Here is an 18,632-nt window from a genome sequence, read left to right as displayed (position 1 = left end):
GCATGATTTATTTTAACATTATCGTTTATCTACTACTCATTATTTTAGTCATAAAGCAATTTTTATTGAAAGAGAAGAACAATAATTTGGCACTTGAAAATGAAGATTTGATTAATGAGATTAATTCGTACAGTATAGATAATAAAAAGTTGAAAAGACGTATAAAAATCATGGAAAAGAAACATGAACAAAATATATCTGAGAAAACTGAGGAGTTAAGGAATAGCTTACAAGACAAGGAACAGGAATATCGGAAATTGAAAGATATAAGTACCCAAAATGAACAAGCTGTACGAAATTTGGATTTAAAGCTTCTTACATCAAACACAGAAAATGAAGAATACCAAAAAACTATTCAGAATTTAGAAAAAAGCATAAAGGAAAAAAATACTCTTTTAGAAAGTAAAGCACTAGAAGATTTAGAAAAGAAGTATCAACGTAGTTTATCGACCATAAGAAATTTAAAAACTAAATTTTTAACTGAAAAAGATGAACTAATACTTGGTAACAATATGGAAGTAGGATTATTGATAGATAAAAACTCTAAAGAAATTGCCAAACTAAATCGAATCCACAAAAAGGAACTTAATAGGTTAGAAAAAGAGCATTTAGAAGAAGTTGAAGCAATTAAAAGTAAAGTAATATCTAAAACACGTTCTTTAGATTATCGAGCTAAGAAGGAACGAAAAGACCAAGAGGATATAGTAAAAAGAGAATTGGATCTTTTAGTGAAAAATACTAAAAGTGAATTGACTCGAAAAAAGAATTTAGCGGATAGACAGATTAAAAGGAGAAAAAATGAGTTAGAGCAAGAAAATGCAGAACGAATTGCTGAAGAATTAGAGCGATTAGGGGCAAATTATGTACTCAATGAATTACCGTTTGATATATCTGTAAATAGTAAAGAAGCAACCAAGGATAAATTTCTTTTAAGAAGGGAAAGAGATAAAATTAACAAAGAAAAAGAGGAGCTAAAATCTAATCAAGAAAAACTTGAGAAAGAAAAGCAGTCTATCCTACTCAAACAACAAGCTCAAGAAATTGAGAATAAAAAATCTGAAATCTATTTAGAGGTTCAAAATAAGCTTCATCAAAATAAAGAAATATTGCATAAAACAGAAAAGAAAGAGCTGGAAATGCAGTATAAAATAGACAAAAATGAATTAGAACTTCAAAATAAAATGGATAAGGATAAACTTGAACAAGAATTACATCAAGTAAAATTCTTACATCAAATAGATTCTAAACAATTCAAAGGTATTATTGATATACTTAACCAAGAGAACAAAAACAAAACTGTTTTACATTCTATAGATAAAGAACGTCTTCAAATACAGATTGACCATGAAAAAATGAATCAAAAAGCACTTAAACAGGGTATTGAAAATAAAGAAACGCTACATTTAGTTGAAAAAGAGCGTTTGAGATTAGCGTTTGATGAACAACAAGGACAAATTACCAGTATCCGTGAAAAATATGATGCTACCATTGAATTTATGGAAAACAAGATGCAATTATTAAAATTAATTGAAACCAATAGAGGAACATTGCATAAGCAACAAATAGAAAATCTTCAACATATAAACAAGCAAGAACGGTTGGTTGCTCAAGAAGTATTGGCAAAAGAACAAACCCAACAACTTGTTTATAATGCTCAAAAAGAAAAAGAAATTGCAGGTATGGTACACAAGCAAACCGACAATTTAAGACGAATTACCAAACAAGTGACAGATTTACAAAATGATAAGGTTCTCCTTAATCAGGAAGTTCAGTTCCATAAGGAAAATGAAAGTAAATTGAAATATTTGGAGCAAATGATAAAAGTTTATGGAGAGGTTAAGAAGGAAAGATTAAATATTGTTGAAGCCAATGTAAAACAGTTAGAATCATTCCTTAGTAAAGAATATTTCGAACAAAAAAAATGGATTTTAGACGATATTTCTCGTGAAAGAAAATTAGGGCATCATGATGAACTTGGTTATTAAGCTCTATGTTTACTGGATTTTCCAAATATTTGTTGATTTACAGCGATCACAACATTTTTTATATCTGATAAAATAAATAATTGTCATTATTATAGCTAGTAAAAGAATTAAAGGCTGTCGAAATCCAAGTCATAGAATCCAAACTTTTGCAGACCCTCATGCTTTATTTTTGGTTTTTCATTCATGCTTACAATCATCACATTTGTAATATCATTGTTGGGCATAAGTATTTTTAACTTTCTGGACAATAGAGTTATCTCATTTTCTTAAACAATTTTGGCATGTTCATTCAATAACAAGAATTTCTCACTTACATTCTTTGCAAATTAGCATAATGACATTTTCCAAATAAACTTTTGTAGACCTTAAATAGGTGATTGATAAATTCAAGAAAAAAAGCACTACTCAATTGGGTAGTGCTTATTGGAGATTAATCAAATTTCAATTTTGGAAGATTATCGACGATTTCAACGGTTTGAACACTTAGATTAATTATACTAAGTAATAAGTTGAGGATGTATTTAGGATTTCCAACTTCATCAGCCCAATCATTTGGATTGTTTGTAATACCTGATTTTTTGTCTGTTTTCACTTGATAACGTTCCATTATCCATTCTATAGCAGACTTACCGTTTACTTTATATTCATAGGCTTTTTCAGGAATATTAGTAATGGTTATTTTACTATTGAAATTAATGATTGATTTATCGTTAACACTTTTCTTTTTACCATCAATATCTATTTTTTTCTTCCCAAATCGCATTTTTTCAACTTTAAAGAACTTGAATTCCATTCCTACAATTTTCACATCTTCAAAAGCTTTAATTTCTTCGTAATTTAGATGTAAATCTGCTAAGGATCTACCTGCTTTACTAAATGCCCAAAAATCTTTGGGCTTATCGACTAATGGTATTCTTGGTAACATTTTCTTTAAATCATTGGCAAATGTTGCTCTGTACTCAGAACTGTGTAAAATACCATATACATAATAAAATATATCTTCTTTGCTTACTGATTTACCATACTGCTTTATAGCTCTTTTTAAAATAAAATCACTAACACCATCTTTTCTTATGAATTCATCTTCTGTATTAGCATCAAACAAAGTGTTTTGCTTGTTTTCATTTTTTTCATAGTAATACAATGGAAATGTTTGATTACCACCATTTCCCATTTTAGATAAGCAAACATCTGGTATTACATTTGTTATTATAAATGAAAATCCTAAACTACCCTTTCCCGTTATACTAATTACTACATTTTTTGTATCATGATTACTAGGAAAAAATGAATTGTTTAAACCTGGACTTTCTATTAAATTTCTATCATTGTATAGTGTAATTTTATTAAATGGTCTGTATAAAGAAGTTGTTAATACATTTTCTTTAAATTGATGAGGTTTATTTTTCTTTACATCATTTCTTAAAGCTCTAGACCAGCTAATTTTATTAGGATTATTATCTAAAAAAACTCTTACATCAGAAACTTCATTGTCTTTTTGATTGTGGAATAAAAATCTCTGATTGTTGTAAAACTCAATCAAAGATTTCATATTGTGAAGAACCCTTTTTCTTGAAAAGTTGTAAATCCAATAATCTCTTGATGTAGATATTCCTACAGCATAAGTATTAAAGAAAGATTGAGTTTTAGTATCGAATTTCTTTTCAGGTTCAATAGGAATAAAAGTGTCAAAGATGGTATTTCTTTGGTTTATCCAATCTCCCTCTATATTAGGTTTTAAAGTTTTTATAGGTAAATTATCAACACTCTTAAAATCTGCTATAATTTGCAGTTTTTCTTTTTGGCTTAAATAATCTCCAATATCATGATAATAAATAGTTGCTTTTTCTGAATGGTTTGGTTGTTTAATTAATAAGGTAATAGATATAGGTGTTCTACTACCACTACCAAATATTTTACCACCTTCTTTTCTACTTAATTCACCAGAAGTTCTTTGGTTTCCTCTTAGATTAAATACATATATAGAGCTAAATTCTTCTTCTATAGTTTTTCTAAAACCATCAGTGCTATTTCCATCTAACCAAGCACCATTACTCACAAAAGCAATAACCCCACCATGCTCTTTGCTTAATCTATCTGTACTCCATCTAAAGGCTTTTATATAAGCATCATATAAAGATTTACTTAACCCAGCATCACTAGCTTTTGCATAGGTGTTTTCTATTCTACTATTTAATTTGGTGTACTCCTGATTTTGAGCATTATCATTAGCGGATTTTTGCCCAATTGAGTAAGGTGGATTCCCCATTATTACCTGTATAGGTGCATCTTTTTGTTTTTGTACTCTTTCTGAATTCTGAGGAAACATTTCCGAAAAAAGCTTTTCACTTTTTTGAGTTTCTGCTAATTGAAAAGTGTCTGTAAGTACGATACCATCAAAAGGAGTAAATTTTTCTTTACCTATTCCATCATTTGGGTCTTCTGTTGCATCATGATAGGCATTTTCTATATTAACAGCAGCTATATAGTAAGCCAATAATACTATTTCATTAGCATGTAATTCTTTAGTATATTTTCTAAATAAGTCTTTTTGCTTGATTAATCCGCTTTGTAAAAGCCTTGTTATAAAAGTCCCTGTTCCTGTAAATGGGTCTAAAATATGTACATTTTCATCAGATACAGTTCTGTTAAATTCTTTTTTTAATACATCATTTACAGAATGAATAATAAAATCAACAACCTCTACTGGTGTATAAACAATTCCTAATTGTTCCACCATTTTAGGAAAAGCAGTTTTAAAGAATTTATCATATAGCTCAATTATAATTTTTTGTTTTCCTTCCGCATTATCAATCCCTGAAGCTCTCTTTTTTACTGACTTATAAAATTTATCTAATGCTTGAGTATCTTTTTCTATTCTTGAGTTTTCTAAAATATTCATCATAGACTGCATAGCTTTCGAAACGGCGTTGTTTTCTACGAAGGAATAACCCTCAAATAAAGCTTCAAAAACAGGTTTGGTGATTATATGTTGAGAGAGCATTTCTATTGCTTGATCTTTCGAAATACTAGGGTTTATATTTTTTTGCAGACCTAATAAAAAATTATTAAACGCTTTTTGGTGCTGAGAATCTTCTTCTACTAAATGAGTAATTCTCGCAATTTGATTTTCTGCAATAATGGCTACATCTTTAGCCCATTTTTCCCAATAAACCCTATCACCAACTTTTTTAACCATTTTAGCGTACATTACTCCTTGTAGTTCCTCAAACTGTAATGCTAATTGCTTGCTCATTTGCCCGTATTCCTCAGCAGGTTCATTAACGCCATCTCCCGAAAAGTCTTCCTTTCCATGAGAAGCACCACCAACCAATATTTGATTAGGTTTCTTTTTGTTTAAATCAATTTTATTAATTGTTGCATTGAATCTATCATCGTGGGCTCTAAGTGCGTTTAAAACACTCCAAACGACTTTAAATCTATCATTATTATCTAAAGCTTTCGAAGCTTCTACATTTGTAGGAACAACAACTGGGATTATGATATATCCATATTTTTTACCTTTTGCTTTACGCATTACTCTTCCTACAGACTGAACAACGTCTACTTGAGAATTTCTTGCAGATAAAAACAATACAGCATCTAAGGAAGGAACATCAACTCCTTCACTTAAACATCTTACGTTAGTCAGTACTCTACATTCGTTTGCATCAGCAGAAGTAGATTTCAACCAGTTTAATAATTCATCTCTTTCTGGGGCAGACATACTTCCATCTATATGATTTGATGAAACAGAAACCATTTTTTCTTTTGCTTTTTGTTCTAAATCATCTAAGTAAATATCCGTAGTATCATTAAAGTTATTAGTTATTTTTTTTGAAACACTAATATTTTGACAAAAAGCAACGGCTCTTTTCATTGGTTCAGGGTCGCTATTTTTAATAAGTCCTTCATCTCCTAAAACCTGTTTTGAAAGAGCGTTAACACAACCGATTAATTTCGAAGCATCATCAGCCGTAATTTCTTCTTCTGAATTAGCTATCATTCTTTGGATTGATGCAGGAACATCAGTATCATTTAATGTTAAAATAAGAACTTTATAATCTGTCAACATTCCTTTTTCAACTGCTTCACCAAAGCCTATTCTAAACATTTCTTGTCCATATAGACTTTCATCATCCATAGAGCAAAGAATAGCATCATTTTGAGTTGCTTTAGATTTCGAATCATCGCTAAATAGTCTAGGTGTAGCCGTCATATAAAGTCTTTTCTTAGACTTTATAAAATCATTATCATGAACTTTTACAAAAGCCGAAGAATCTTCTTTGCTTATTGAAACTCCTGTTGTTCTGTGGGCTTCATCACAAATAATTAAATCAAATTCAGATTTATTAGGGTTTATTTTACTTAATTCATTTTGAGCTTTTGCAATTACTTCAATAGATTGATAAGTTGAAAAAACAACTGTCATACCGCTCTTTTTTCTTAAATCTATGGCTTGAAATTGTCTCACAATATTTTTGACATCTGTAGAGGCTGGAAGAGCTAAGTCAATAGCACTTGAATCTCCAAAATCTGCATTGGCTTGTTGTCTTGTAATTTTACTATCAGAGCAAATACATATAGGATTTATTGGTTCTTTTGAATTTGCAGACCATTCTCTTAAAGTTTGCCCTAACAACGCAATAGATGGGACTAAGAATAATACTAAACCCTTGTCTTTAGTTTCATTTTCTGCAATACGTAAGGAAGTAAACGTTTTACCAGTTCCACAAGCCATTATAAGCTTCCCTCTATTGTGCTTGCTAAAATGCTTTTCAGTATTGTTTAAAGCTTCTTTTTGATGTTCGTATAATTCTTTTTTGCTTGTTCTTGCCAGTTCTCCTGTAATTCCAGATTCTAATTTCTCCCAATCTACAGGTGCATTTTGTAAATCTGTTAAATTAATTCTTGTTACAGGAGGATTTTGATTTCTGATTGCTTCCTGTGCATTTGCTCCCCATTTATTAGTTGTAGATATCCATAACCTTTGAGAAAAACCAATTGTATTAGAATGAGAATCTTTAAATTCTCTACTTGAAGTAGATAAGAATGAATCTACGGATTTTTTATCAATAGTTGAATTTTCTTGATAACACTTACATTGTATAGCCCAGTAATCACCTTCATAGGTAAGAGCTACTAAATCTATACCCGTATCTTTCCCTCCAAATTCATCTTTATTAGGGAACTCATTCCATAACCAAACGTATTGAAAAAGACTTGTGTATGTTGGGTCTGTTTGCAAATATGCTTGCATTAATCTTTCAAACCTGTCTCCTTTATCTCTTTCTGAAAATGAAATTTCACGATACTCCTCCAGTGTTTGGTCAAATGTTTTTTTCATTGTGTGATATAGATTATAGAGCTACAAATATAGTTTTTTAACTACTGATTTATATGATATGTAAATTACAAATCAAGAAAACATTAAATGCCATTTACATAGTTGTAGTAATTAATAAAACTTAACTCTAATCAAAATACCTTTACCTATGAGCAATTGGGTTTTAAAACAACAAGAAACCGAAGGGACGTACCAGTTTTCGGGTACGTTTTTGGTTACCAGTAGGGTAAACCGAACTATTCCTGTAGATACCATAGCATCTATGTATCTCAAAATTCAAGAATTGGTAAAAGAAAAAGGCGGTTTAGATTATTTGCAAGTCTTTGTAAATACCGAAACCGAACAAAAGCTTTTCTTTATCGACCAACTAAACAAAGAAATGATTGAAAGCGGTAATTACAGAACCGAAGACAATCATTGTACACTCATGTATTCAAGTGAGTATTAATCGTACTGCAAAGGGTTTCCTTTGCGGTTTTCAGTTTGAATCTAAAAATAGAATGAATATAGTAATTCTGATTTTTTATTTCGAGTGACAAAATGGATAACAATAACGAAGAAGAATACATTAAAGATTTTGATAATTGGAGTATTTTAAAACAAGAAATTCATCATTCAGAACGTGAAAGAATTTATTTTAAACCAAGGGAAATATATAATGCCCATTTAGGGGTAAACATTGGTTCAGAAGCCGATGGAAAAGATGAAGTTTTCCTAAGACCCGTTTTGGTTATCAAAAAAATTGGAAATTTGTTTTTTGTTGTGCCAATGACTACGAAAGGGAAAGAAGATAGCCCTTTTTATTATTCACTCCCGTATTCCTATTTTGATAAAGACTCTAGCTTAATGCTTTCTCAAGCAAGAATAGTAGATAGAAAAAGACTTATTAGAAAAATATGAGTAGTCGAAGAGGAAGAGTTTTTAAAAATCAAAAAAAGGCTTAAAACATTATTGTTCTAAACCTTTTGCTTATTCTCTCCAACAAAGTTGGAGGAGTTCCCGAAGGACATTTGTACTCTTAGTATATGGATAGAAATTTTAAATGCAAATGTTTTTGTGTAAACAAATTTTCATTCTCAATTTTAAGTTAACTTCAATATTTCCATAGCTTTTAATACTTTAGAATCATCTGCCCTACCTGCGTAGTTGTCAATGGTACTAAAGTTTTCATGGTCTAATAAGTGACTAACCGTGTTTCTATCTGCTCCTTCATTTAGTGCCAATGTAGCACTAGAATATCTTGCGGAATAATAAGAGAAATGCCCATCAAACCCCATTCTTGTTGCTACTCTTTTACAAGCATTTCGGATAAAATTTGCGTAATAATTTACTCTTTTGTTTATGCTTTCTTCATTTTCATCATATCCCACCAAGATATCAAAAACATAATCATCTTTTTTACCTTTTAGACCACTTGTTCCAAACTTTTGAATAATATTTAAAGCTTCATCAATAAGAGGTTTTCCATTTTTTAATCCAGTTCCTGTTTTATTCCTGTCGTAGTACCAACGGTCATTTTTAATATGCTTGTATTTCATTCTAGCAATATCAATGAGATTTACACCAAAACAGTAGAATGAAAAGAACCAAATAGCCATATACTTTCTTTCTTTTTCGGTCATATTATCAAAGTTTTTAAGCTTTATCAATTGCTCTCTATCCAAGTCTTTTATTCTTTTCGTCTTCTTGAGTTTGAGCTTCTTCAAATGTGAAAAATCATAACCGTATGGATTGGTATATGGATTCTTAAAAGGGTTTCTATTAAAGTCTGCCAATTTCTTTTGTACGGCTTTGTTAAATACAGACCTAAGATGAACCATATAATTGTGACACTTTGTTCCTTTACTGATATGATATTCTTCAAACTTTCTTAACCAATCTTCTGTAAAATCTTCGAAGGGCAAATCTTTAGGTGCAACTTTGAGAACTGCACTTGCCGTATGTTTATAATAGTTTGCTGAATGTATTTGTCCTGTTTTGATAAATCCTTTACTTACTTCCATACAAAAAGCCGAAACACCTCTTTTTTCAATAGGCTTCTCTTCAAATAATTCTAAAAACACTTTATAGTCAAAAGGCTTATCCTCAAAATGCTTTTCATATATTTTGATAGCTTTCTTTTGGATATCTTCTAATTTCTTATTGAGTTCTCGTCTTCCATGAACTCCTTTTTTGAACTCATGGTTGGTAAAATCCCATTGTTCTATTAGAGCATTTAAGCCTGTACGCTTTCTTCTTACTTTTCTGTTAAATGTTACTTGCAAAACAATTGGATATCTTCCGTCTTTTTGTTTTACAGAATCAATTTTTTGCAACCTAGTGACAAACATTGTAGCCATTTGATGATAATTTACGAATTAATAAAAATGTTAATTCGTTGATTATCATAATTTTAAAATATTAAAAATCAAGGTCAAAGGGATTCAAAATCCAGTTCTTTCGGGAGTGCGGGTTCGATTCCCGCCCAAGGTACTAAACGGGAATTGATTCCAAAATCAGTTTCCGTTTTTTTTATTTCCGTATGTAACTCCTTGTTTTTCCCACATATAAGTAAAATGAAATCATTAAACTTTGGGGTTCGGAATTTTCCATTTCCAAAATATAAATGTTCTTTAAAGTACGAACCCAATAGCTTTTCTTTAATAGCTCTTGGTGCAGAATCATATGATTTATAGAGGTTTCCTAGAAAAGATAATCCAAAATCAATTAATGAAGTTAAACCATCAGTATTAGAGTCAAGGTTCTTTAAACTTGATTTAAACTCTTGTAATTCTCTAGTTATTTTGCTTGATGATAAATCATATGCATCTTTAGTGATGTCGTCATCAATGTACTTATCTGTTAATTTAGTAAGTTTTTCTTCTAATTTCTTGATTTCCTTTTTGACTTCTTTTTTCGACTTTTTAGCCTGATCAAGAGCATTTTCATACTCGGTCTTTAGAACTTCTTTGTAAAGCTCTATAACGCCCTTAGAGGGTCTAATCAACCTTAATAAGTCTTTGAATCTATCATGAACATATTCGGCTCTATAACTTTGGTGTAAGCAATTATTTTTACACGAATAATAATCATAATACTTTTTGTTCTTTTTCTTTCCATTTGAGCTAGTAGAGCCATAAAATGGACTATCACACTTTGTGCAATAAACAAATCCACTTAAAGGAAATTTCTCGTTTTTTGGTCTTGTCGTTTTAACCTTATTATTTCTACCATTTTTTATATCTTGAACTTTATAAAAAACATCTGTAGGAACTATTGGTTGATGTACTGCATCAATAATATCATTTTCAGAAACATCATAATTACTTAAATCTAATTTTCCTATATAAAGAATATTTGACAAAAGTTTACTTAAGGTTGATTTTGATAGTTTCAATCCCTTGGATTTGTATTTTGCAATAATTTCTTTTTGCAGGTATTCTCCAGTTGAGAAATCAATAAATAATTGTTTGATTAGTTTGGCATCCTCATTAGGAACTAAACCTATTTTCCCGTTTGCATACGGATTATCACTAACTAATTTTTGTTTAGAATAACCTTTTGGTGGTGTATAAGTATAACGTCCTTGTCTTAAAGCAGTCTCTATACCTAATTTTGTTCTTTCTCCAATCTTGTTTCTTTCATATTCAGCGAAGCCCATTTTAAAATTAGTCATTAATTTACTGCTTGGGGAATTGATAGAATCATTCCACTCTTCTGTGAAATTTACTTCTACTCCAATCTTCTCAAGCTGTTCAATTTCTGTTAACCCTTTTGCTACATGCCTACTGAATCGGTCAATATTTGTAGCGATTAATAAATTTATTTCAGGCTTATTTTCTTTAATGTATTTGAGAGCTTTTTGATATCCATTTCTATTAAAATCTTTAGCTGATTCTTGATCAGAAAATATTTCTTTTAATAGAATGTTATTATTAGCACAATAGGATTCTATTCTTTCCTTTTGTGATGCTAGTGAAGTACCTTCTTCTCTCTGTCTATTTGTACTAACCCTTATGTATGCTACTGCTATTCTTTCCTTCTTCATATTTCTGAGATTTTAACTCCTCAAATCCTTTTATAGTATTTTTAGCTTCATTGGTAAGAAATTGAAGAATTTGTTCAGTTTCATCATCAGTGTAGTTGTTCCCATCAAATTCAACAAGTATTTCTTTAGCCTTGGTTTTTGATATTTTTCTTACCCCCATATTAGCAACCTTTTATAAAAGTATCTGTATTATCATCAATACCGATTTGAATTTTAGAGAACTCCCAATTTCGTATAATCTTTAGTAGAGGTTTGTTCTTAACAAGAGAACTCGGTTCTTCGATGTATCGAACATCTGAATCATTGACAAATATTTTCATATAAATAAATGATCCTGTTCTTAAAAAGAAAAGCAGTTTTAGCTTTTCAATATCAGAGTATACATCCTTAATTTTATAATCAAAATACAAGGTGTTTTTAGGAAAACAATACGCTAATATCTGTGTGAATGGTATATGAATATGTGAACCGTTTGGCAGTTGTTTTTGATAGGTTACTTTAGATTCAAACTTAGTATAACCATCCTTTTGTACCATTAGTATTTTTTCGTCACCAATTATGGAATGTATTATACAATACTTAAACAAATAGAAATCGTTGATAACAATGTTAAATAAGACTTCTCTAACTCTTTTAATTATTTTTAATGGTAAACCATATTCTCTAAGTTCAATGAGTACTTCCATCCAAATACTTTCAACCTTATTAAATCTGTTGTTTTTGGCTGAGTCATTTTTATCAATTTGAACTACACCTTTTTCTATCCAATTATTAATTACTCTAGAAGAAACGTTATCGCTTCCCTTAGATTTTAAATTAAGACTCTTATTGATTATTTTATTCTTAGATAAATTTAGAATATTGATATTCGTACTATCCAATACATCTACAATTGCATTGTTTTGAATGGATGGAGTTAATTCTTTGAGCTTGTTTATATCCAACATGGTTTTCTATATTTACTTTGATAAAGCAAATATAGAAATAAAATACATTGAAGAATAGTTTTTAGTATATTGTTTTACATTAAAGTAAAGTATTTAGTCGTAAAATAGTCGAATATTTTACCATTCATCCTAAAAATATCTACTGTTAAAACAGGAAAAAGGTTAGAATGAAAATTTCATCGAAAAGTATATTTTAAACTTTTTAATAACATGAAATTTGGCTGAAGGAAACTAAACATTGAAATCACCTTTTTCATAATTAAAGGATAAATATTCATCAAATGTCATACTCTCATTAGAGGAAAGATCCATAACCTTTATTGTCGTTTTATACCCTTGTGAAGGTTTATCAGTTGGAATATCATGAATAAACAAAGGATAAAGTTCTAATGTTGGTGACATACCCCTGGATTTTTCAAAATCAAATGATTTCGAAAGTGGTAGAAATATTTGAATATTTAAATTTCCAAAACCTACAATTAGAGTTAATTCAGGGTAGAAATGATTGTTTTCAAAGTTATTTTTTGTTTCATAAAGCAATACATTTGGCTTTTCCCAACGCTTATTTATCATAGCTACTGTAAATAATGAAGAAAAATATACCGCTTCATCTGTTTTTCCCATTAGCCAGTCAAAAAGTAAATCATATTTTTCCAACTTTTCGACAGGCAAAAATGATAAAGCAATTTTAACTAGAGCCTTGTACACATATAATGGTTTTAAGGGAGGATTTCTAAAATTAAAAGTAACAGACTTTTCATCTTTATTAATTTTATAATCATCATGCGATTTATTTCCTAATTGAATAAATACTTTTCCTTTACTATCTAGATTTAATTTGGTTCTAGTTTCTTCATCTCTATCAGTTGTCCTAGACTGAAACTTAGGTACTCTTTTTTTTCCTTTGACACTAAATAATGACAAATATGGCAAGAAAAACTTAGACAAATGGCTTTCATATCTACTTGCTATTTCGTTGCACCTATCACACTCATCATAAATAATGTAATTATTTCTGCCTAAAAGCTCTGGACATGCATGAGCAGTTTTTTTGAACTCCGTATTATTCTCATCCTTTTTACAAAATCTACACATCCTAACTTTAGGTTTAATAGAATTTAGAGAATTTGAACTTCCTATTAAGTGATATTTTTCAAAAAATGAATTTATATTTTGGTCTTCTTTGCTCATTCGATATTACTTTTTCTATGTTTAATTATTCGTAAAATCATGATTAAAAGCATTTATCGATAAATAGGTCATAAAATTTTGTAGCAAATCTGTAGAATAAGGAGATTTATAATTTTTTACCCTCTGAATTTTAAAGTCAAAAATTTTACTTTGGTTATCCTAAACACCTTTTTGACCTATACAAAAATCTCTAACGCAATATAGTTTCTTTATATATAGTTCTAACTTTTTTAACTTACTACTATACAGAAAGTAATAAATACACACAACCACTTATTCATCAAGTTATTATATTAATAGTGAAACATTAAAGATACAAATAGGAGACAAACTTTAGTTAATTAAAGATAGAATAACAGAAAAATGTCTTTCAAATCAAAAGTTCCAAAAGACAAGATTAATAAATATTTATTAAACAATATCCAATATTACTCATTGTTTAACATTGTGTTCTATTCCTCCTCCCAACCATTCTCCAGTAAATAACCAAATTTCATAAAAAAATAACCATTCGCTTGCCCAAGGAATTATGGTATCAACTAATAATGTTCTTTTAGACCATTCTTTATTATTTGGATAAAAAAGACATAACTTCTGCTTAGTTGTTGAATATGTATGTGGTAATTGCTTTTCATCTTTATATAGTCTTAATTTTTTAGGTTCTTTAACAAAAATTTCTACAGTATTGTTATCATTCAATATTACTTCAACTGTATATTCTCGGCTAAGCGCCGTAGGTTTTAAATTACCTTTCCACGATAATTTGAACCTACTGCGTTTAGTTTTACTTTCTGGAAAAGCCTTTAACAAAGTCTTTTCTTGGACAATTAAAGAGATTTTTTTTATTTCCCTATTGTCTCTCATTACCATAAAAGTTATGATTTTTAATCTCCTTTGTATTTTCAGCAGATACTGTAGAATTAATTATACCAGATCCTAAAGCCATTTTCAACTTTCCACCCTCTCGTTTTTCTCTTGTATTATTTCCAATAGAAACCAAAGATCGACTAACAATATCTTTACCAAATCCTTTGCTTAAATGCTCATTTATCCATTGAATATCATCGTTTGCACTAACTAATTCTTTAAAGTATTTTTTTGCATTACGTAGCCATTCAAAAAACACTTTTTGTCTAATTGGAAATTTCTCCCATTTATCAGCAAAATTCTCTCTAGAATCAACTGGGTTCTCAATTACAGCAATAGTTTTACCTTGTTTATTTTCATATTTTATATGGTTTTCCATGCCATTTAATATATTTATTAATGCATCTAATAGGTTGTCTTCATTTCCATATGCTTTTGCTGAAAGCGTTGTAATGATTATGGAAATAGGCTTATCATCATTATCATCACAAGTTGTATCTCTATGCCGCTTTAAAAGCTGTACAGCTCTTTGTAGAGGTGTCTTCACTTCATAATCAGGAACATCATCTATATTTGCATTCATACTCTTAGCGAAAAGTTTTTTACTTTCATTAAGCATTAGCAACATCTGATCTTTGAACCATTTTTGATATCCTCGTGGATTAGATTTTACCCAATCATCATTAACTCTATAAAAACCATGATGCTCTTTATCTGTAATACTAATGGCGGTATCTCCATAATTATTAACACTTTCGAATATCAATCTACTGTAACTATCAGGAATTGCAGGTAAAATATCTAGATGTAGTTGAGTAGCTTCAGCATATTCAATAGTCCAACATCTTTTCCCTCCATTTTTATCTTTAAGTTTATCTTTATATATGCCAGACTTAAGTCGATCACCTATTAACTCTTTATAATAGTATTGAGAATGCAATAGAGCATTTCCTTTTTTCAGTTCACAAACCAAATCAATATCATATTCTTCTTTATCTGACAATGGTTTAATTACCGTACCTAAACTAAATGATCCTTGTGGATACATATCTGGCTCTAATAAAGCTATCGTATCATCGTTTTTAAGATACTTTGCAATTGCTTCATATTTTGCAACAGCATCTTTATACTGCGTAGTTGTTAAATCTAATACTTCTGTAAGTTGCTTAAGTCTTTCATTTAATTCTTGAGCATTTAAAAAATTTGAGTAATTGTTTATCATTCTATTCTCTGTTTATAGTTATTGCTTTCTTAAAGCCATTTCGTTCATCATAAATTTCCAATGTTAAATCAGCCTTTGGCATCCAAACTCTACCAAATTCTACACATGCAGAATTAGGCATACATGGAAAAACCTTTAACGTAGAATCGTGTCCATGTTCAAGTTTTATTTTATTAAGAATAAACCTTATCTTTAATCTAAACTCCAATAGGATATCTGGATGTATTAAAAAATTATTACTAGGACTATCGATTGTAAGTGTCCAAATAGATACGTTTTCTTTAAATAAGGTTGTTATTCTGTCGTTGCTTATATCAGCACTTAAGGATATATTTAATACAGGAATTCCTCCTTTATTGATAGGCTCTTTAATTGTATATTGAGAAAAATCACCTTTGTTATTCTGCCATCCCCATGTATCTGGTTCACGATGTTTCTGGTATACATCAACTGTATATATATCTGGTATTAACGTTCCAAATTTTATAAGTAAAGGTTGAGGTGCAAAAGCAAAAAGTGAAAAATGATTTCTCTCTGAAGACGTGAGTTTTTTAAGTACTTTTTGCTCAAAATCTTTAATAAGATTCTTTTCCTCTACAATCCAATGAATTTCTTCATTATCTTCTAATGTTGAATTCTTCATTCCTATCTCAATAGGTTCTGAAAGAAGATATAAATCCTTTTTTGATAATTCTTCTTTAATTTCTTCTAAGGAAATTTTTGGTAAAAATCTCCCTACCTTAGACATGAAACAAATTACTTCGGTTTTTACATTTCCTTTTATCGAAGTTAAATTAAGTATTCTATTTTCATGCTCCCGTTTATATCGTTGAAGAATTTCTACGGTATATTTTTTTTCCTCTTCATTATCTATTAAACGATGGTGAGTAGGACATAATAACATTAAATTCCATAACTCATTTTTCTGCTCTTCTGTATAGTTATCAGTATACCTATGTGTTTTTTTGTTGACATCTATAATATGTGCAATATTAGATTTATTTAATTCAGCATAGGTTAATTCATCTTTTAATAAATTATCGTTGCATCCCTTAAATTGACATCTTCCCGCCGACTTTGTCCATAAATGTAATTTGGTTATACTTGATATTGCTTTTCTTCTTGCCCTCATTATAATCGTATTTGTATCGTTAATTTCATTTCACAAATAATCATTCTACTATAATTTAATTGCATTCACTTAATTACCTTTGAAATCCAACTCAAACCTTTAATCAATAAATTCAGTTATTAACTCGAATAAGGAATAAAACGTACTAATTCTTCTTGAATTCTTTCTGTATGCATTTTCACAAATCCGTCAATAAGATTATCTAAACTAAAGTTTCCTGCACTTCCTTTACGAATAACTTCATTGTTATAAAACACAGCAAGTTCAAGTTGATCAGTAGATGTTTTTTTAAACTCATAATAAAAATCTCCATTTTCTTCCCGTACTTTTAAACCTGTTAATTCTATAATAGGTACTGACTCTAAGATTTTGAGTATTTCTTCAGTACATCCATTTGATGCAATTATTAATATTAGTTGCCATTGCCAAATAAGAAGTCTATTAAATCTTCTTATCGCTATTTGATTAAGCTCAAACCCCTTATCATCAGTACTCCAAATAGTCTCAATTAGTATCTTTATGGATTTTGTAAAAAAATCCTTTTTATTTTCAATCCCAGAATTATCCATATTTTGAAAACCATATTCATTTAAAATAGAATATACATCAGCTTGATAATCGGCGACTTCCAACACTTTTGAAAATCGCTCAATACCTTCATGCTTACCATCTCCCATATTATGTTTTTTTGCATGCAGTATTCCACTAAAGAAAAGTTGTCTAAAGGCTTGTTTAATTTTTATATCCACTTCTTCTACAACTGTATTCTTTTTTAACCTTTTTAATAGAGCCGTTAGAAAATAATCTCCTATATGCCACTCCCGATTCAATCGTTGGAATCCCCCATTTACATTCTTTACATCCTTTTTACATACATCTTCTTCTATACCTGTTTTACTAATAGCAGGAAGTTCACTCCAAAAACTAGACTTCATAAGTCCATTTTCATAATAAATAACATCATTTGGCCAATTTCTTCCATTTGAATCTCTTTTATTTTTATTTGAAAATCTAATGATATCTCCTCTTAAAGTATCATGAGCAAGTTCTCTAAGCCTAGTTGAATTTGTTCTTTCTTTACTTGTCAAGATTTGCACATGTTCAATTTTCTTTTTTATTAAAAGAGCTTTTTTATGACGAGGCTTTTTATTTTTATCGAATTGATATGTTTGAATATGAAGATGATTATTCTTTGAAATTTTAGTACCAATCAAAAAAGCTAAACCACATGGCACAGCGGCGAATAAATTAATTTCATTTAAATCACTTTTATTCTCAGATAGTTTTGTGAATATATCTTCTATTAATTCTCCTATTTCCTCCATCTTTTTGATGGATTCAATAGCGTGTAGACCTGTTTTTTCTAATCGTATATCAACTTCAGTAGAATTGGGTAAAATATCGTTTGTATCTGCTGTATCAATTTCATAAGAAACACTTAGTCTTATCAAAGCTGTCCTTATTCCTTTTTGATCTATGCTAGGAATATTAGAGCAATTTATTTTATTGTCTTCAATATTTTCCTCACTTTCTAAATTTTGAAACCATATTCCTTTATGTCTATTGTAGTTATAAACTTCTATGGATCTGTCTTCATCAAACAAGCTTCCAAAATCAATAGCTAATGGAATATGTGCTAGACCAAAATATACAATTTGATATGAGCTATATTGATTCAAAATTGGTTTAATTTTTTCTCTATATTGATTTCTATGATCAAATGCTAATTGAGAAAAGTTTAAATCATAACCTTCTCCTAAATCAATTATTTCTGAATATTTTAATCGAATTTTTTCTTGTGGAATCCTTACCCATTCATTAGGTAAAGCATCTAAACATTTCTGTTCATCAATTTTAGCAAAACCCTCATGAAAAATTAATATTAGTCCATTTGGTATTTCTTTCATAGCCATA

13 protein-coding genes are annotated in these 18,632 nt (G+C 29.5%); 3 read left to right on the top strand and 10 right to left on the bottom strand.

Features of this window, described 5'->3' with window-relative positions:
• Nucleotides 1-2: 2 nt before the first annotated feature.
• Nucleotides 3-1,985 carry a hypothetical protein gene (locus N4A45_03260; GenBank protein ID MCT4664237.1) on the top strand — a complete coding sequence of 661 codons (1,983 nt, stop codon included), beginning with the start codon at nucleotides 3-5 and terminating at the stop codon, nucleotides 1,983-1,985.
• 430 nt (nucleotides 1,986-2,415) lie between these two features.
• Here the strand turns inward: N4A45_03260 and N4A45_03255 are convergent, their stop codons facing one another.
• Entirely contained in the window at nucleotides 2,416-7,332 is a 4,917-nt protein-coding gene (locus N4A45_03255) for a DEAD/DEAH box helicase family protein (protein MCT4664236.1), read from the bottom strand.
• A 148-nt stretch (nucleotides 7,333-7,480) separates the two neighbouring features.
• On the opposite strand from N4A45_03255, the gene N4A45_03250 reads away from it, so the two are divergent.
• Nucleotides 7,481-7,780, top strand: a complete 300-nt coding sequence (locus N4A45_03250; GenBank protein ID MCT4664235.1) for a DUF960 domain-containing protein — start codon at nucleotides 7,481-7,483, stop codon at nucleotides 7,778-7,780.
• Between the two features lie 92 nt (nucleotides 7,781-7,872).
• On the top strand, nucleotides 7,873-8,232 hold the full coding sequence (locus N4A45_03245) for a type II toxin-antitoxin system PemK/MazF family toxin (protein ID MCT4664234.1): 360 nt from the start codon (nucleotides 7,873-7,875) through the stop codon (nucleotides 8,230-8,232).
• 182 nt (nucleotides 8,233-8,414) lie between these two features.
• On the opposite strand, the gene N4A45_03240 is transcribed toward N4A45_03245, so the two are convergent.
• The 9 genes from N4A45_03240 to N4A45_03200 all read right to left on the bottom strand — a co-directional run bounded on the left by N4A45_03240 (nucleotide 8,415) and on the right by N4A45_03200 (nucleotide 18,625).
• Nucleotides 8,415-9,671 (bottom strand): site-specific integrase, encoded by a 1,257-nt coding sequence (locus tag N4A45_03240; protein MCT4664233.1) that lies wholly within the window; start codon nucleotides 9,669-9,671, stop codon nucleotides 8,415-8,417.
• Nucleotides 9,672-9,745: 74 nt separating this feature from the next.
• Nucleotides 9,746-11,359 (bottom strand): recombinase family protein, encoded by a 1,614-nt coding sequence (locus N4A45_03235; GenBank protein MCT4664232.1) that lies wholly within the window; start codon nucleotides 11,357-11,359, stop codon nucleotides 9,746-9,748.
• Nucleotides 11,319-11,519 carry a hypothetical protein gene (locus N4A45_03230; GenBank protein ID MCT4664231.1) on the bottom strand — a complete coding sequence of 67 codons (201 nt, stop codon included), beginning with the start codon at nucleotides 11,517-11,519 and terminating at the stop codon, nucleotides 11,319-11,321. Before N4A45_03230 ends, N4A45_03235 begins: the two co-directional genes overlap by 41 nt.
• A gap of 1 nt (nucleotide 11,520) precedes the next feature.
• Complete coding sequence (locus N4A45_03225) at nucleotides 11,521-12,306, bottom strand: hypothetical protein (GenBank protein ID MCT4664230.1); 786 nt, start codon at nucleotides 12,304-12,306, stop codon at nucleotides 11,521-11,523.
• A gap of 231 nt (nucleotides 12,307-12,537) precedes the next feature.
• Nucleotides 12,538-13,497, bottom strand: coding sequence for an HNH endonuclease (locus tag N4A45_03220; protein MCT4664229.1), 960 nt, complete (start codon nucleotides 13,495-13,497; stop codon nucleotides 12,538-12,540).
• A 432-nt stretch (nucleotides 13,498-13,929) separates the two neighbouring features.
• The gene (locus tag N4A45_03215) at nucleotides 13,930-14,367 is read right to left on the bottom strand and encodes a hypothetical protein (GenBank protein ID MCT4664228.1); all 438 of its coding nucleotides are present in this window, start codon (nucleotides 14,365-14,367) and stop codon (nucleotides 13,930-13,932) included.
• Nucleotides 14,348-15,586, bottom strand: coding sequence for a nucleotidyltransferase (locus N4A45_03210; protein MCT4664227.1), 1,239 nt, complete (start codon nucleotides 15,584-15,586; stop codon nucleotides 14,348-14,350). The genes N4A45_03215 and N4A45_03210 overlap by 20 nt, the downstream gene beginning before the upstream one ends.
• A gap of 1 nt (nucleotide 15,587) precedes the next feature.
• Nucleotides 15,588-16,718 carry an SAVED domain-containing protein gene (locus tag N4A45_03205; GenBank protein MCT4664226.1) on the bottom strand — a complete coding sequence of 377 codons (1,131 nt, stop codon included), beginning with the start codon at nucleotides 16,716-16,718 and terminating at the stop codon, nucleotides 15,588-15,590.
• Between the two features lie 119 nt (nucleotides 16,719-16,837).
• Nucleotides 16,838-18,625 (bottom strand): SAVED domain-containing protein, encoded by a 1,788-nt coding sequence (locus tag N4A45_03200; GenBank protein MCT4664225.1) that lies wholly within the window; start codon nucleotides 18,623-18,625, stop codon nucleotides 16,838-16,840.
• Nucleotides 18,626-18,632 lie beyond the last annotated feature (7 nt).

It is taken from the genome of Flavobacteriales bacterium, assembly GCA_025210805.1.
Classification (GTDB): Bacteria; Bacteroidota; Bacteroidia; order Flavobacteriales; family CAJXXR01; genus JAOAQX01.
The sequence above is the reverse complement of the archived record's forward strand: the minus strand, read 5'-3'. Positions and strand labels throughout refer to the sequence as shown.

Coding starts and splice junctions, on each gene's coding strand:
- N4A45_03255 (MCT4664236.1), bottom strand. CDS start 7,332: ATGAAAAAAACATTTGACCAAACACTGGAGGAGTATCGTGAAATTTCA.
- N4A45_03220 (MCT4664229.1), bottom strand. CDS start 13,497: ATGAGCAAAGAAGACCAAAATATAAATTCATTTTTTGAAAAATATCAC.
- N4A45_03230 (MCT4664231.1), bottom strand. CDS start 11,519: ATGGGGGTAAGAAAAATATCAAAAACCAAGGCTAAAGAAATACTTGTT.
- N4A45_03200 (MCT4664225.1), bottom strand. CDS start 18,625: ATGAAAGAAATACCAAATGGACTAATATTAATTTTTCATGAGGGTTTT.
- N4A45_03235 (MCT4664232.1), bottom strand. CDS start 11,359: ATGAAGAAGGAAAGAATAGCAGTAGCATACATAAGGGTTAGTACAAAT.
- N4A45_03250 (MCT4664235.1), top strand. CDS start 7,481: ATGAGCAATTGGGTTTTAAAACAACAAGAAACCGAAGGGACGTACCAG.
- N4A45_03215 (MCT4664228.1), bottom strand. CDS start 14,367: ATGGTAATGAGAGACAATAGGGAAATAAAAAAAATCTCTTTAATTGTC.
- N4A45_03240 (MCT4664233.1), bottom strand. CDS start 9,671: ATGGCTACAATGTTTGTCACTAGGTTGCAAAAAATTGATTCTGTAAAA.
- N4A45_03225 (MCT4664230.1), bottom strand. CDS start 12,306: ATGTTGGATATAAACAAGCTCAAAGAATTAACTCCATCCATTCAAAAC.
- N4A45_03245 (MCT4664234.1), top strand. CDS start 7,873: ATGGATAACAATAACGAAGAAGAATACATTAAAGATTTTGATAATTGG.
- N4A45_03205 (MCT4664226.1), bottom strand. CDS start 16,718: ATGAGGGCAAGAAGAAAAGCAATATCAAGTATAACCAAATTACATTTA.
- N4A45_03260 (MCT4664237.1), top strand. CDS start 3: ATGATTTATTTTAACATTATCGTTTATCTACTACTCATTATTTTAGTC.
- N4A45_03210 (MCT4664227.1), bottom strand. CDS start 15,586: ATGATAAACAATTACTCAAATTTTTTAAATGCTCAAGAATTAAATGAA.